The sequence below is a fragment of the Streptomyces sp. NPDC055815 genome, from assembly GCF_053616475.1.
This window is the reverse complement of the sequence record NZ_JBSHDU010000017.1, coordinates 24,451-39,804: the sequence shown is the minus strand read 5'-3', so window position 1 is coordinate 39,804 and position 15,354 is coordinate 24,451. Positions and strand designations below refer to the sequence as shown.

The following is a 15,354-nucleotide window of genomic DNA, read 5'->3' as shown; positions in this document are numbered from 1 at the left end:
CCGTGAACCCCCGTACGCTCGAACGCTCCGCCGTCCTCCCGGCCACCCCCGACGCCGTGTGGGCGGTCGTCGGAGACTTCGGCGCCCTCGCCGACTGGCACCCCCACGTGCCGCCGTCCACCCTCGAGGACGGCGGCGACCCCGCCACGCCCGGCACCGTGCGGGTCTTCGCGGTCGACGGCGTGGCCGTCGCCCGGGAGCGACTGCTCGACCGCGACGCGACCGCCCGCTCGTACCGCTACGCCCTCCTCGACCCCGTCATGCTCCCGGTCCGGGACTATGTGGCGACGCTCGCCGTGCGCCCGCACCCCGACGGTGCCGAGGTCCGGTGGTCCGCCGCCTACCGGAGCACGGACGAGGTCGTCGCCCAGGTGGAGGCGGTCTTCGGGGACGGCACCTACGGCACCGGGCTCGCCGCCCTGCGGGCGCGCTTCACATCCACTCGCTGAACCGCAGCCAGGCCATCATGTTGTCCATCGAGGGCTGCGGGAGCCCCACGCCGGACTCCGCACCGGCCGGCCGGTCCCGCTTCTCCGACTGCCGGCCCGGCCCGAACATCGACTGCCACACCGAGCGGGCGCAGCCGCGCACGGCCGGTGAGAGCCGTTCCATCTCGCGGTGGACGCCGTGGCCGCTCACCGAGATCGCGGCGATCGCCCGGCCCGCGCCGCGCAGCGGAGCGGCCACGCAGAACACTCCCCGGTAGCCCTCCTCGTGGTCGAAGGCCACACCGCGCTCCCGCGTCATCGCCAGCTCCCGGCGGAAGGACTCGGGGCGGGTGAGGGTGCGCGGGGTACGCGGCCGCAGCCCGTCCCTGATCACCTGCTCCACCGGCCCCGCGTCGCCGAACGCCAGGATCGCCTTCCCCGAGGCCGTGCAGTACGCCGGCTGCCGTCCGCCCATGCGCGAGGGCACGACGGAGTCGTCCGAGCCGCCGATCCGCTCCAGATAGACCACCTCGGAGCCGTCGAGCACGGTGAGGTGCACCAGATGGCCGGTGGACTCGTGCAGCGCGTGCAGATGGGGCAGGGCCGCCCTGCGGAGCCGGTTGTGGTGCGAGGCCATCGCGCCGAGCTCCAGCATGCCCATGCCGAGCCGGTAGTCCCGGCCCTCGCGCTCCAGCCAGCGCAGCTGCACCAGCTGGTCGAGGATGCGGTGCGCCGAGGAGCGGCGGATGCCCGAACGCTGCACGACCTCGGTGAGGGTCAGCCGGGGCCCCGCGCTCTCGAAGGCGCTCAGCACCTTCGCCGCCTTCTCCAGCAGGGACAGCGGCGCCATCCCGGCCTCGACAGCCTCGACAGCACTGGTCGTCATCGGCACCTCCCACACGGACAACACAGCCGATCGACCCCAGGCCAGGTCCGTAATCTCCGGTATTGCGTGGAGATTGCCAGAGGATGACAGCGCTGTGAAGAGGGAGTTCCGTCTCGGAACAGTAACGCGTAGGTTCCCTGTCGTCACGGCACGACGAGACCGGAATGCAAGAGGTGCGCCCATGCGCGAACAGGACGTCCTCGCGGCGGTCCGCGCCCTCGCCCCCGCCCTGCGCGACCGCGCCGCCGAGGCGGAGGAACGGCGCCGGCTGCCCGACGCCTCCGTCGGAGAACTGGAGGAGGCCGGCTTCTTCCGGCTGCTCCGGCCCGGCGCGTACGGCGGACTCGCCGCCGACCCGGCCGTCTTCTACGCCGCCGTGCACGAGATCGCCAAGGCGTGCGGCTCCACCGGCTGGGCGGCGGCGCTCCTCGGCGTCCACCCCTGGTACGTGGCCCAGTTCGACCCCCGCGCCCAGGAGGAGGTCTGGGGCGCCGACGGAGCCACCCGCATCTGCTCCTCCCACGCCCCCACCGGGGAGGTCACCCGCGTCGACGGCGGCTTCCGGCTCTCCGGCCGGTGGCACTTCTCGGCCGGCTGCGACCACGCCCGCTGGGCCCTGCTCGGCGGCGTCGTCGACGACGACGAGGGCCGGCCGGTCGACATGCTGACCTTCCTCGTCCCCCGCTCCGACTACTCCGTCGACGACGTGTGGGACACCGTCGGCCTGCGCGGCAGCGGCAGCAACGACATCCTCGTCGAGGACGCCTTCGTCCCCGCCCACCGGACGCTCGGCTACGGCCCGGTGACCACGCTCAGCTGCCCGGGGCAGGACGTCCACCCGGAGCCCCTGTACCGGCTGCCGTACGCCGCCGTCTTCACCACCGCCATCTCCACCGCGATGGTCGGCATCGCCGAGGGCGCCCACGAGGACCAGGTCGCCGCGGCCCGCGAGCGCCTGAAGACCCCGCACGGCCGCAGCGCCGCCGAGGACCCCTTCGCGCAGGTCCGCATCGCCCGCGCCGCCGGCGAGATCGACGCCGCCCGGCTCCAGCTCCACCGCAACATGGCCGACCTCTCCGCGCTCGCCCGCGCCGGCGCCCCGATCCCCATGGAACTGCGCGCCCGCACCCGCCGCGACCAGGCCCTCGCCACCGAACGCGCCCTCACCGCCGTGGACCTCCTCATGGAGAACGCCGGCCGCGGCCCGCTGCGCGTCGGCGACGACGTCCTCCAGCGGGCCTGGCGCGACCTGCACACCGGCCGAGGCCAGGCCGCCAACGACGTGGACCGGGCCCTGGTCCTCTACGCCCAGGACGCCCTCGGCATGGACGTCCACGACCCCATGCTCTGACCCCGCGGAAGCTTCCCGCGCGGGGGTTCCCGCTCAGTGGGAGCAGCGCATTTCGCTGCCGTACGGCACGCCGTACGGTCCTGGCATTCCCCCACCACGACCCGAAAGGGGATGCCCCATGGCCGATGACGTCCTGGCAGCGATCCGTGACCTCGCCCCCGCCCTGCGCGACCGCGCGGCCGAGGCCGAGACGCTGCGCCGCGTGCCCGACACCTCCGTCAAGGAACTCGAGGACACGGGCTTCTTCCAGCTGCTCCAGCCCAAGGCCTTCGGCGGCCGCGCGGCCGACCCGGTGGTCTTCTACTCGGCGGTCAAGGAGATCGCCAAGGCGTGCGGATCGACCGGCTGGGTCGCCTCCGTGGTCGGCGTCCACCCCTGGCACGTCGCCCTGTTCGACCCCCGCGCCCAGCAGGAGGTGTGGGGCCAGGACCCCAAGACCCGCATCGCCTCCTCGTACGCCCCCACCGGCAAGGCCACCGCCGCCGACGGCGGCTTCCGGCTCTCCGGCCGCTGGCACTTCTCCTCCGGCTGCGACCACGCCCGCTGGGCGCTCCTCGGCTGCCTCGTCACCGACGGCGAGGGCAACCCGGTCGACATGCGCACCTTCCTCGTCCCCCGGTCCGACTACCGGATCGACGACGTCTGGGACACCGTCGGCCTGCGCGGCACCGGCAGCAACGACGTCGTCGTCGAGGACGTCTTCGTCCCCGACCACCGCGCCCTGAGCTTCGGCCCCGTCACCGCCCTGAGCGTGCCCGGCCACGAGGTCAACCCCGAGCCGCTGTACCGGCTGCCGTACGCGGGCGTGTTCACCACCACCATCTCCACCCCGATCGTCGGCATCGCCGAGGGCGCCTTCGAGTCGTACGCCGAGGCCACCCGGCAGCGGTTCCGCGTCTCGTACGGGCAGAAGGCCGCCGAGGACCCCTTCGCGCAGGTCCGCATCGCCCGCGCCGCAAGCGACATCGACGCGAGCTGGCTGCAACTGACCCGCAACATGGGCGAGATGTACGCCCTCGCCGAGCGCGGCGAGGAGATCCCGATGGAGCTGCGCACCCGCACCCGCCGCGACCAGGTGCTCGCCACCGAACGCTCCGTCGCGGCCGTCGACCTGCTGATGGAGAACTCGGGCGGCAGCGCCATGCGCACCGGCCCCGGCCTCGTCCAGCGCGCCTGGCGCGACGCCCACACCGGCCGCGGCCACGCCGCCAACGACCCCGAGCGGGCGCTGGTCATGTACGGGCAGAGCGCGCTCGGCATCGACATCCAAGACACCATGGCCTGAGAGGCGCTGACGATGGCAGAGCTCACGTACGAGTCGACCTCCCGCACCGTCAAGGCGGCCGGGCTCACCCTCCACCACCACGAGGCCGCGCCCGCCGGCCGGCCCGAGGCCCCCGTGGTGATCATGCTGCACGGTGGCGGGCCCGGCGCCTCCGGCTGGAGCAACTTCGGCCGCAACCTCCCGGTGTTCGCCGAGCACTTCCGCACGCTCCTCGTCGACCAGCCCTGCTTCGGCCGCTCGGACAAGCCGGAGCTCGACCAGGACTACTTCAGCTACAGCGCGGACGCCGTCGCCGCCCTCATGGACGAACTGGGCGTCGACCGGGCGCACTTCATCGGCAACTCCCTCGGCGGCGGCACCGCCGTCCGGATGGCCCTGAACCACCCGGACAAGGTCGCCAAGCTCCTCCTGATGGGCCCCGGCGGGGTCTCCGTCAACCTCTTCGCCCCCGACCCGACCGAGGGCATCAAGCGGCTCTTCGCGTTCAACTCCTCACCCGAGCCGACCAAGGACCAACTGCGCGGCTTCCTCGGCGTCATGGCGTACGACCAGTCGATCGTCACCGACGAGCTCGTCGAGGAACGCTGGGCCTCCGCCACCGACCCCGACACCCGGCTCGGCAGCGCCCGGATGGGCGCCTCCTTCGCCAACCCGGCCTGGACCGAGGCCACGATGCTCTGGCGCGAGGCCCACCGGATCACCCAGCCGGTGCTGCTCACCTGGGGCCGCGAGGACCGCGTCAACCCCCTCGACGGCGCGCTCGTCGCCCTCAAGACCATCCCGGACGCGCGGCTGCACGTCTTCCCGCACTGCGGCCACTGGGCGCAGACCGAGCAGGCCGACGAGTTCAACCGGCTCGCCGTCGACTTCTTCTCCCACTGAACCTTCCGAGCCTTCCGAACCTTCCACCGAAGAGGTGCACACCATGGACATCCGTGCTCTCGGCTACCTCCGCCTGGAGACCACCACCCTGGACGAGTGGCGCCGCTACGCCCTCGACGTCCTCGGCATGGTGGAGGCGACCGGCACCACCGAGGACACCCTCTGCCTCCGCCTGGACGACCGCGCCTACCGCATCGTCATCCAGGCCGGCGAGAGCGACCGGCTCCTCGCGGCCGGCTGGGAGGTGGCGAACGCCGCCGCACTCGCCGACGCCGCCGAGCGGCTGGAGGCGGCCGGCGTCGCCGTCAAGGCCGCCGACCCCGCCGAACTCGCCGAGCGCCGCGTCCAGGGCCTGATCCACGTCACCGACCCCGGCGGCAACCCGCTGGAGATCTACTGGGGTCAGGCCCAGGACCACAGCGCGCTCGGCACCCCGTACGGCAACCGCTTCGTCACCGGCGACCTCGGCCTCGGCCATGTCGTCCTCCCGGTGCCGGACATCGAGGCCGCGCTCGACTTCTACGAGAACCTGCTCGGCTTCCAGCTGCGCGACTCGATGAAGCTGCCCCCGCAGGCCGTCCCGACCGCCACCGAGCAGCGGGACTTCCACTGGATGCACTTCCTCAGCCCCAACCGCCGCCACCACAGCCTGGGCCTCTACCCCGGCGCCCTGCCGCCCGGCATCGTGCACTTCATGGTGGAGCTGGAGACCCTCGACGACGTGGGCCGGGGCCTCGACCGCATGCACGCCGCCGGCATCCCCATCGCGTCCAGCCTCGGCCGCCACACCAACGACCGCATGGTGTCCTTCTACGCCCAGGCCCCCGGCGGCTTCCAGGTCGAGTACGGCTGGGACGGCCTCGTCGTCGACCCCGCCACCTGGGTCGCGAAGGAGATCACCGCCGACAGCTTCTGGGGCCACCAGTGGAACGGCTGATCCCGCCCTCCGAGTTTCGGGACGTCCTCGGCCGCTTCGCCAGCGGCATCACGGTGGTGGCGAGCCTCGACGCCGACACCGGGGAGCCCGTCGGGTTCGCCTGCCAGTCCTTCGCCTCGCTCTCCCTCGACCCGCCGCTCGTCATGCTGGCCGTCGGCAAGAACTCCACCAGCTGGCCGAGGATCGAGCGCTCGGGCCGCTTCTGCGTCAACATCCTCGCCGAGGACCAGCAGGCCACCTGCGCCGCCCTCGGCCGCAGCGGCCCCGACAAGTTCGCCGGGGTGCCCTGGAGCACCGGCGAGCACGGCACCGTCCGCGTCGAGGGAGCCCTCGCCCACGTGGAGTGCGTACTCGACGCCGTGTACGAGGCGGGGGACCACCACCTGGTCACCGCGCAGGTGGTGGCGCTCGACGCCGGCGAGGACGGCCGGCCGCTGCTCTTCTTCCGCAGCCGCTACGCCGTGGGCGCGTTCTGATGCCCATCGACGTCGAGAAGGCGCTCTCCGCGCCGCCGGTGCGCACCGAGGTCGAGTGGGACGAGCGCGACGTACGGCTCTACCACCTGGCGCTCGGCGCCGGGGTCCCCGAGACCGATCCGCGCGAACTGCGCTACGTGTACGAGCGGCACGAGCGGGGCCTCCAGGTCCTGCCCACCTTCGGGGTCGTCGCCGGCGGCACCGGCGGCGTCGGCTTCCAGGTCTTCGACCTGCCGGGCGTCGACATCGACCTGGCGAAGGTGCTGCACGGCGGCCAGGAGATCACCGTGCACCGCCCGCTGCCCGCGGCCGCCCGGGCGACCGCCGTGACCCGGGCCGCGGCGGTGCACGACAAGGGCAAGGCCGCGGTCATCGTGCAGGAGTCCACCCTCCTCGGCGAGGACGGCGAGCCGCTGCTCACCCAGCGGAACCAGATCTTCGTCCACGGGGAGGGGGGCTTCGGCGGCGACCGCGGCCCCTCCGAGCGCCTCCCGGTCCCCGACCGCGAGCCCGACCTGGTGACCGAGATCCCGACGCTCCGCCAGCAGGCCCTGCTCTACCGGCTCACCGGCGACTGGAACCCGCTGCACGCCGACCCCGCCACCGCCCGTCGCGCGGGCCACGACCGCCCCATCCTGCACGGGCTCTGCTCCTTCGGGATGGCGGTCAAGGCGGTCACCGACCGCCTGCTCGACGGCGACGCCGCCGCGGTCGCCGGCTGCCGCACCCGCTTCGCCGGGGTCTTCTTCCCCGGCGAGACCCTGCGGCTGCGCGTCTGGGACACGGCCGACGGCTACCGCCTGACGGCCACGGCGGCGGACCGCGCGGACGCGCCGGTCCTCACCGACGCGCGGATCACCGCCCGCTGACCCGGCGCGCGGCGTCACCGCCCGCTGACCCGGCGCGCGGCGTCACCGCGGGCTGAACCGGCGCGCGGCGTCACCGCCCGTTGAACCGACGCGCGGAACAGCCCGTTGAACCGGCGCGCGGCATCACCGCGCGTCGAACCCCCGCGCGGATCACCGCGCGCGATGACCCGGCGGTCGGGGCGGAGGACGGCCCGCCCCGGCCGCCGACCCACCTGATACGACCAGGGAGACTCGTATGAACGACCAGTGGGACCACACCTACGACGTGGTGGTCGTCGGCTCCGGCGCCGCCGGCATGGCCGCGGCCCTCACCGCCCGGCTGCGCGGACTGACCGCCCTGGTGCTGGAGAAGACCGACGTCTACGGCGGCTCGACCGCCCTGTCCGGTGGCGCGATCTGGGTCCCGGACAACTTCCACCTGGACGAGGCCGGCCTCGGCGACACCCCCGAGAAGGCCCGCGCCTACCTGGACGCCACGGTCGGCGACCGGGTCACCGCCGAGCGCAAGGACGCCTACGTCACCCACGGACCGCGCATGGTGCGGGAGTTCCACGACCGCACGGACGTCAGGTTCGTCTACACCCCCGGCTACTCCGACTACTACCCGGAGCGGCTCGGCGGCTACCCGCAGGGCCGTTCGATCGAACCGCAGATCTTCGACTTCAAGAAGCTTCCCTCCGAGCAGCGCGCCACCATGCGCCGCGCCGGACTCCCCACGTACGGCCTCACCATCACCTCCAAGGACTTCCGGCAGCTCAACATGGTGGGCCGCACCTGGGCCGGCCGCCGCACCGCCGTCAAGGTCGGCGCCCAGGCGGTCAGGGCCCGGCTCTCCGGCCAGGAACTGCTCTCGCTCGGCGAGGCGCTGATCGCCCGCATGCGGCACTCCCTCGACGCCCTCGGCGCCGACCTGTGGCTCTCCGCCCCGCTGACCGGCCTCGTCGAGGAGGACGGCCGCGTCACCGGCGTCCGGATCACCCGGGACGGCCGCGAGCTCACCGTCCGCGCGAAGGGCGGCGTCGTCCTCGCCTCCGGCGGCTTCTCCCACGACCAGCGGCTCCGCGAGAAGCACCTCCCGGCACCCACCTCCACCGCCTGGAGTTCCGCGGCCGAGGGGCAGACCGGCGACGCCCTGGAACCGGCCGTGGCCCTCGGCGCGGCGACCGACCTGATGGACAAGGTCTGGGGCGCGCCTTCGGTGGTGCCGCCCGAGGGGAAGCCGTTCTTCCTCGTCGCCGACCGAGGCATCCCCGGCATGGTGATCGTGAACCAGGCGGGGGAGCGTTACGCCAACGAGGCAGCCCCGTACCACGAGTTCGTCGACGCCATGTACGCGCACGACGAGCCCGGGGCGAGCACGGTGCCGTCCTGGCTGATCCTCGACGCCACCGCCAAGGCCCGCTACATCTTCATGGGCCTGTTCCCGGGCCAGGCGTTCCCCAAGCCGTGGCTGGAGAGCGGCTTCGTGAAGAAGGCCGCGACCGTCGAGGAGCTCGCCGCCCGCATCGAGGTCGCCCCGGAGCGGCTGCGCGCCACCGTGGACCGCTTCAACGGCTTCGCCCGCGCCGGCCGCGACGAGGACTTCCGCCGCGGCGAGAGCGTCTACGACCGCTACTACGGCGACCCGACCCTGCCCAACCCCAACCTGGCGCCGCTGGACAAGGGCCCGTACTACGCGATCCCCGTCCACCCGGGCGACATCGGCACCAAGGGCGGCCTGGTCACCGACGCGACGGGCCGCGTGCTGCGGGAGGACGGCGGCGCCATCGACGGCCTGTACGCCTCCGGCAACGTCTCGTCCGCCGTCATGGGCGAGACCTACCCCGGACCCGGCGCGACCATCGGCCCCGCCATGACCTTCAGCTGGCTCGCCGTCGACCACATCGCCCGTACGCGCTCCGCCGAGGCGCGGTGAACGCCCCGGTGACGGACCTCCGGGGCAGGACGGTGATCATCACCGGCGGGGCGCGGGGGATCGGCGCGGAGGTCGCCCGAGTGGCCGTCGAGTCCGGCGCCCGGGTCGTCCTCACCGACGTGCGGGAGGAGGAGGGCCGGGCCGCCGCCGAGAAGCTCGGCGGCCACGCCCGCTTCCTCCGCCACGACGTCACCTCCGAGGACGACTGGCGCGAGGTCGTCGCGCACGCCGCCGCCACCTTCGGACGGGTGGACGGCCTCGTCAACAACGCCGGAATCTCGGGTGGTTCGCACCTCCTGGAGGAGCAGACGGCGGAGGCCTTCCGCCAGGTCCTGGACATCAACCTCACCGGCGTCTTCCTCGGCATGCGGGCCGTGATCCCCGCCATGCGGCTCAGCGGCGGCGGCTCCATCGTCAACATCTCCTCCGCCGCCGGCCTCATTGGCCTGGCCAGGACCGCCGGCTACGGCGCCGCCAAGTGGGGCGTGCGCGGGCTCACCAAGCTCGGCGCGGTGGAGCTCGGCGCCGACCGGATCCGCGTCAACTCCGTCCACCCCGGCATGATCCACACCCCGATGACCGCCCATGTGGGCATCGAGCGCGGCGAGGGGAAGTACCCGGACACACCGATGGGCCGGGTCGGCGAGCCCCAGGAGATCGCGCGGGCGGTCGCCTTCCTGCTCTCCGACGCCGCCTCGTACGTCACCGGCGCCGAACTGGCCGTCGACGGCGGCTGGACGACCGGCCCCACCCTGCGAGCGACCGAGGAGAACCGCTGATGCCCGTCGATCTGACAGGAAAGGTCGCGCTGGTCACCGGCGCGGCCCGTGGCATGGGCGAGGCCGAGGCCCGCCTCTTCGCCTCCCTCGGCGCGAAGGTCGTCCTCACCGACGTCCTGGAGACGGAGGGAGAGGCGACGGCCGCCTCCCTCGGCGCCGCCGCCCGTTTCGTACGCCACGACGTGACCGACGAGCACTCCTGGGCGGCAGCCGTGGCCACCGCCCTGGACGCCTTCGGCCGGCTCGACGTCCTCGTCAACAACGCCGCCATCTACTCCACCTCGCCCATCACCGAGGAGGACCCGGCCCGCCTGGAGGCGATCCTCCGCGTCGACCTGATCGGCCCGTTCCTCGGCATCCGCGCCGTCGCCGGGGCGATGAAGGAGAACGGCGGCGGTTCCATCGTCAACATCTCCTCGCAGGCCGGGCTCCAGGGCATCTGGGGCCACGGCGCGTACGGAGCGGCGAAATGGGGACTGCGCGGCCTGACGAAGACAGCCGCGCTCGAACTCGGCCCGGACGGCATCAGGGTCAACTCCGTCCACCCGGGCGCCATCACCACCGCGATGACCGCCCACCTGGGCACCAAGGAGCACCCCGCCGCGCCCCTCGGCCGGGTGGGGGAGCCCGAGGAGGTCGCCCGCCTCGTCGCCTTCCTCGCCTCCGACGACTCCTCCTATCTCTCCGGCGCCGAACTCGCCGTCGACGGCGGCGCGTCGGCGGGCCGCATGCCGGCCCTCACCCGAAAGGAGGGGACGCCGTGAACCGACCCCCGAACGGAACGGACGCCGTGCCCCGACCCCCGAAGGGAACCGACGCCGTGACCCGATCCCCGAAGGGAACCGACGCGTGACCCGACCCGACCCCGAAGTCCAGGCCGTCATCGACCTGGCGACCGCCGGATTCCCGCCGCTGGCGACCGAGATGACGGACATCGCCGAGGTCCGCGCCTTCTTCGCCGCCCGCCCCCGGCCGGCCGTCCCCCCGCCCCCGGTCGCCCGCGTCACGGACGAGGACGCCGCCGGCGTCCCCGTCCGCGTCTACGACCCGGCCGTCCACGCGACCGCCCCCGTGATCGTGTTCTGTCACGGGGGCGGCTTCGTCCTCTGCGACCTCGACAGCCACGACCCCTTCTGCCGCTCCCTCGCCCTCGCCACGGGGGCGATCGTCGTCTCCGTCGACTACCGCCGCGCCCCCGAGCACCCCTTCCCCGCCGCCCCCGAGGACGCCTACACGGCCCTCGTCTGGGCGGCGGCGACGTTCCCCGGCCGGCGGATCGCCGTCGCGGGGGACAGCGCGGGGGGCAACCTCGCGACCGTCCTCACCCTGCTCGCCCGCGACCGGGGCGGCCCCGGGATCACCTGCCAGGCGCTCTACTATCCGATGCTCGACCCCACGCGCTCCCGCCCCTCGCACCGCGAGAACGCCCAGGGCTACTTCCTCACCGCCGACCACCTGCGCTGGTACTGGGACGGCTATCTGCAGTCCCCCGCCCACCGCACCAGCCCCTACGCGGCACCCCTCGCGGGCGCCGACCTGTCCGGGCTCCCACCGGCCCAGCTCGTCACCGCCGGCTTCGACCCGCTGCGGGACGACGGCCTGGCGTACGCGGAAGCGCTCACCGCCGCGGGCGTTCCCGTGGAGACCCACCACCACGCCGGGATGTTCCACGGCTTCCTCTCCATGGCGGGCGCCCTGCCCCCCGCGGCCGAGGCCCGCGAGACCGCCTTCGCCGCCCTGCGCACGGCACTGCACCCAGGCGCATGACGCACGTGAGCGCCCCGCCCCCACCGGATCCGGTGGAGGCGGGGCGCTGTCACGTGACGGCCCGCGCTCAGCCGCGTATCAGCGTGAACCCCTTGTACCCCGAGGCCGCGACGTCCGCGATGATCTCCCCGTACACCCCGAAGCCACCGATGAACGGCATGAACACCCGCGGCTTCCCCGGGATGTTGGCGCCCAGGTACCAGGAGTTCGCCGCCGGGAACAGCGTGGCCGCGGCCCGGTCGCGGCACTGCGCGACCCACTGCTCGACGGCCTCCTCGCTCGCCTCGATCGCGCGGTAGCCGTGCTCGTCCAGATGGCGCAGACAGTCGCCGAGCCAGTCGCCGTGCTGCTCGGCGCAGAGCACGACGTTGGCCATGACGGACGGGCTGCCGGCGCCGGTGAGGTGGAACAGGTTCGGGAAGCCTTCGACGCCCAGGCCGAGATAGGTGCGGGGACCCCCGCTCCAGACGTCCTTCAGGCTCCGGCCGCCCCGCCCCCGGATGTCCACCCGGTCGACGGCGCCGGTCATCGCGTCGAACCCGGTCGCGAACACGATCGCGTCGAGCTCCACCCGGGTGCCGTCGGCAAGGACGATCCCGGTGGCGTCGATCCGTTCGATCGCGTTCTCCCGCAGGCTCACCAGCTCGACGTCGGCACGGTTGAACGTCTCGTAGTAGTGCGAGTCGGTGACGATCCGCTTCGTGCCGATCGGATGGTCCGTGGGGACGAGCAGATCGGCGGTGGCCGGGTCGTCGATGAGCGCCCGGACCTTCTCCTCCCAGAACGCGCGCGCCTCCTCGTTGGCGGCGCGGTCGACGAGCTGGTCGGGGAACGTCTTCGAGTACAGGACACCGCCCAGCTCCCAGCGCTCCTCGAACGCGGCCCGCCGCTCCTCCGGGGACACCTCGAACGTCGCCGACGGGTGCGCGGCGTGCGGCGAGCCGCCGCCGCTGAGCCGCGACAGGCGCCGCCGCTCGGCGTAGCCGGCCTTCTGCCGGCGGCGCGTCGCGTCGTCCAGGGGCTTGTTGCCTGCCGGGATGCTGAAGTTGGCGCTGCGCTGGAAGACCGTGAGGTGCGCCGCCTGCTCGGCGATCAGCGGGATGGCCTGGATGCCGGAGGAGCCGGTGCCGATCACCCCGACGCGCAGTCCCTCGAAGTCCACGCCCTCGTGCGGCCAGGCGCCGGTGTGGTACGTGGCGCCGGTGAACTCTCCGGCGCCCGGGATGTCCGGCAGGTGGGTGCTGGAGAGGCAGCCGACGGCGAACACGCAGAACCGGGCGGACACGACCTCGCCGCCGTCCGTACGGACCGTCCAGCGCAGCGTCTCCTCGTCGAGCTCGGCCGAGGTCACCGAGGTGCCGAAGGTGTAGCTGCGGCGCAGGTCGAAGCGGTCGGCGACATGGCGCAGATAGCGGATGATCTCCGGCTGCGTCGCGTACTTCTCGCTCCAGTCCCACTCCTGCTGCAGCTCCTCGTCGAAGGAGTACGAGTAGTCCACGGACTCCACGTCGCAGCGGGCGCCGGGGTAGCGGTTCCAGTACCAGACGCCGCCCACGTCGTCCCCGCGCTCGAAGCCGCGCACGGTGTGGCCGAGACCGCGCAGCTTGTGCACGGCGTACAGACCGGTGACGCCGGCTCCGATGACGACTACGTCGACGGACTGGCTCTTGCTGTCGTTCACGTTGGGGCTCTCCTCATCGGGTGGTGGTGTGCTCCGCCGACCGCTGCAGGGCCTTCTTGTCGACCTTGCCCGCCGCGTTGTGGGGGAGGGCCGGGAGGACGTGGAAGGCGCGCGGGACCTTGAAGTTGGCCAGCCGCTCCCGCGTGTACGAGGTCAGCTCGGCCGCGTCGAGCGGCGCCCCGGCGGCCGGTACGAGGTACGCGACGCCGACCTCGCCGAGCCGGGCGTCGGGGGCGCCGACGACCGCCGCCTCCAGGACGGCCGGGTGGCCGCGCAGCACCTGCTCCACCTCCGCCGGGTACACGTTGAACCCGCCCACGACGAACATGTCCTTCAGCCGGTCGGTGATCCGCAGGAAACCGCGCTCGTCGAGCACCCCGACGTCCCCGGTGTGCAGCCAGCCGTCCGCGTCGACGGCGCGGGCGGTGGCCTCGGGGTCGTCGAGGTAGCCGTGCATCACGTGGTAGCCGCGGGTGAGGATCTCGCCGGGCTCCCCGGGCGGGGCGTCGACGCGCAGCTCCGTGCCCTCCAGGGCGGTCCCGGAGGTGCGGGCCAGGGTCTCCGGGGGCTCGTGCGGCGGGCAGATCGCGACCACGCCCGTCGACTCGGTCAGCCCGTAGGCGGTGTTGACGCTCCGCGCGCCGAGGGACGTCCTGATCTCCTCGATGAGCGCCGTGGGGATGTTCGCCGCGCCCGTCACCGCCATCCGCATCGCGCTCAGGTCGTACGCGGCGCGCTCCGGGTGGTGGATGAGCGAGGTGAAGACCGTCGGCGCGCCGGTCAGTACGGAGATGCGCTCGTCCTGCATCCGGCCGAGGACGGCGTCGGCGTCGAAGACCCGCTCCGGGACGATCGTCGCCCCGTGCAGGAGACAGGCGAGGATGCCGGCCTTGTAGCCGAAGGTGTGGAAGAACGGGTTGACGAGGAGGTAGCGGTCGCCGCGCCGGAGGATGACCGTGCGGGCCCAGGCGTCGTACACGCGCAGGTTCTGGCCGTGGGTGGTGGGCACGCCCTTGGGGCGGCCGGTGGTGCCGGAGGTGAAGAGGATGTCGGCGGTGTCGGCGGGGCGCACGGTTCCGGTACGGGCGTGCCGCTCCTCGCCGCTCACCCGGTCCGCCCCCGACAGGAAGCCCGCCCAGTCCGCGGAGTGCAGGGTCACCGTCCGCTCCAGGAGCGGGAGTTCCTCCCCCGAGTTCGCGAGCAGCGCCCGGTAGTCCGTACCCAGGAAGTCGTGCTCGGTGAAGAGCAGCCGGGTACGGGAGCGGCGCAGGATGTCGGCGGCCTCGGCCGCCTTGTAGCGGGTGTTCACCGGGACCAGCACCGCGCCGGCCGCCACCGCGCCGAGCGCGGCCACCACCCAGCGCGCGCTGTTGGGCGCCCACACGGCGACCGAGTCGCCCGGGCGCACCCCTTGCGCGATCACCGCGCGGGCCAGCCGGTCGACCCGGTCGCGCAGCTCCGCGAACGTCCAGCGCTCCTCGCCGAAGACGAGGGCCTCCTCATCCCCGTACCGCTCCGCGGCCCAGTCCGCGAGCCTGGCGATGGTCTGCGCGCCCCTCATGATCTGTCACGTCCTCCCTGCTGCCCCGTCCCCCCGGGCGGGGCGCGGGCGGTGGAACCACAGCGGAGGGGAGCCTGTCAGGGAGGGGCGTCCCGGCGCAGGGGCCGGTTCCCGCTCACCGGGAAGGTGTGCGGCAGGACAGCCGGAGGCGTGCCGGTCAGCGGCCGGCGAGCCCCGTGAGGCCGGGATGGCGTCGGGGCTGATGGACAGCTCCCGCCAACTCGGCGGATCCATCGGCCTGGCCGCCCTCGCCACCGTCGCCGCCCACCGCACCGGCACGGCGGCCGACATGGTGCGGCTGGCCGCGGGCGCGGCGGTGATCGTTCTCCGCGGCCGCTGGCACCGGCCGGAACTGGACGCCCCCAGTGACCTGATGTCGGTCACCCTCCGCCGGGGCACCCGCCTCGCGAAGCGCACCGACACCGACTGATCGACAGGTGGCCCCGCCGCCGGGGGGGCCGGCCCCCACCCGCCCGGGCGGCGCGCCCCGGGGCGGGCCGGGCCGGGTGAGCGCCCGGGCCGGCCCGGGGCGCCCCG

14 protein-coding genes and 1 pseudogene are annotated in these 15,354 nt (G+C 73.6%); 12 read left to right on the top strand and 3 right to left on the bottom strand.

Annotated features, from left to right (window positions below):
- Positions 1-2: 2 nt before the first annotated feature.
- Entirely contained in the window at positions 3-449 is a 447-nt protein-coding gene (locus ACWGN5_RS13905) for an SRPBCC family protein (protein ID WP_453514493.1), read from the top strand.
- Here ACWGN5_RS13905 and ACWGN5_RS13900 read toward each other — a convergent pair.
- Positions 433-1,314 (bottom strand): IclR family transcriptional regulator, encoded by an 882-nt coding sequence (locus ACWGN5_RS13900; protein ID WP_453514491.1) that lies wholly within the window; start codon positions 1,312-1,314, stop codon positions 433-435. The two genes, ACWGN5_RS13905 and ACWGN5_RS13900, sit on opposite strands and share 17 nt — an antisense overlap.
- A gap of 181 nt (positions 1,315-1,495) precedes the next feature.
- Between ACWGN5_RS13900 and hsaA (ACWGN5_RS13895) the strand changes: the two genes are divergently transcribed.
- From hsaA (ACWGN5_RS13895) to ACWGN5_RS13850, 10 genes are all read left to right on the top strand, one after another.
- A complete protein-coding gene (gene hsaA / locus ACWGN5_RS13895; RefSeq protein ID WP_453514489.1) occupies positions 1,496-2,665 on the top strand; it encodes a 3-hydroxy-9,10-secoandrosta-1,3,5(10)-triene-9,17-dione monooxygenase oxygenase subunit in 1,170 nt (389 codons plus the stop codon).
- Between the two features lie 118 nt (positions 2,666-2,783).
- Complete coding sequence (gene hsaA, locus ACWGN5_RS13890) at positions 2,784-3,950, top strand: 3-hydroxy-9,10-secoandrosta-1,3,5(10)-triene-9,17-dione monooxygenase oxygenase subunit (protein WP_453514487.1); 1,167 nt, start codon at positions 2,784-2,786, stop codon at positions 3,948-3,950.
- A gap of 12 nt (positions 3,951-3,962) precedes the next feature.
- Positions 3,963-4,832, top strand: a complete 870-nt coding sequence (gene hsaD / locus ACWGN5_RS13885) for a 4,5:9,10-diseco-3-hydroxy-5,9,17-trioxoandrosta-1(10),2-diene-4-oate hydrolase (RefSeq protein ID WP_453514485.1) — start codon at positions 3,963-3,965, stop codon at positions 4,830-4,832.
- Between the two features lie 43 nt (positions 4,833-4,875).
- On the top strand, positions 4,876-5,769 hold the full coding sequence (locus ACWGN5_RS13880) for a VOC family protein (RefSeq protein ID WP_453514483.1): 894 nt from the start codon (positions 4,876-4,878) through the stop codon (positions 5,767-5,769).
- Positions 5,757-6,245: a flavin reductase family protein gene (locus ACWGN5_RS13875; protein WP_453514481.1), complete on the top strand. Its 489-nt coding sequence runs from the start codon at positions 5,757-5,759 to the stop codon at positions 6,243-6,245. Before ACWGN5_RS13880 ends, ACWGN5_RS13875 begins: the two co-directional genes overlap by 13 nt.
- Positions 6,245-7,114 carry a MaoC/PaaZ C-terminal domain-containing protein gene (locus tag ACWGN5_RS13870; protein ID WP_453514479.1) on the top strand — a complete coding sequence of 290 codons (870 nt, stop codon included), beginning with the start codon at positions 6,245-6,247 and terminating at the stop codon, positions 7,112-7,114. The genes ACWGN5_RS13875 and ACWGN5_RS13870 overlap by 1 nt, the downstream gene beginning before the upstream one ends.
- Positions 7,115-7,349: 235 nt before the next feature.
- A complete protein-coding gene (locus ACWGN5_RS13865) occupies positions 7,350-9,029 on the top strand; it encodes an FAD-dependent oxidoreductase (protein ID WP_453514476.1) in 1,680 nt (559 codons plus the stop codon).
- Between the two features lie 8 nt (positions 9,030-9,037).
- Positions 9,038-9,808 (top strand): glucose 1-dehydrogenase, encoded by a 771-nt coding sequence (locus ACWGN5_RS13860; RefSeq protein ID WP_453514473.1) that lies wholly within the window; start codon positions 9,038-9,040, stop codon positions 9,806-9,808.
- A complete protein-coding gene (locus ACWGN5_RS13855; protein ID WP_453514471.1) occupies positions 9,808-10,572 on the top strand; it encodes a glucose 1-dehydrogenase in 765 nt (254 codons plus the stop codon). Before ACWGN5_RS13860 ends, ACWGN5_RS13855 begins: the two co-directional genes overlap by 1 nt.
- 85 nt (positions 10,573-10,657) lie before the next feature.
- Positions 10,658-11,575, top strand: coding sequence for an alpha/beta hydrolase (locus tag ACWGN5_RS13850; protein WP_453514469.1), 918 nt, complete (start codon positions 10,658-10,660; stop codon positions 11,573-11,575).
- 67 nt (positions 11,576-11,642) lie between these two features.
- Here ACWGN5_RS13850 and ACWGN5_RS13845 read toward each other — a convergent pair whose 3' ends face one another.
- Both ACWGN5_RS13845 and ACWGN5_RS13840 read right to left on the bottom strand, forming a co-directional pair.
- Positions 11,643-13,256, bottom strand: coding sequence for a flavin-containing monooxygenase (locus tag ACWGN5_RS13845; RefSeq protein WP_453514467.1), 1,614 nt, complete (start codon positions 13,254-13,256; stop codon positions 11,643-11,645).
- Between the two features lie 13 nt (positions 13,257-13,269).
- The gene (locus ACWGN5_RS13840; protein ID WP_453514464.1) at positions 13,270-14,817 is read right to left on the bottom strand and encodes a FadD3 family acyl-CoA ligase; all 1,548 of its coding nucleotides are present in this window, start codon (positions 14,815-14,817) and stop codon (positions 13,270-13,272) included.
- Between the two features lie 274 nt (positions 14,818-15,091).
- Between ACWGN5_RS13840 and ACWGN5_RS13835 the strand changes: the two are divergent.
- Positions 15,092-15,247: pseudogene (locus tag ACWGN5_RS13835) on the top strand (cupin); the annotation flags it as partial.
- Positions 15,248-15,354 lie beyond the last annotated feature (107 nt).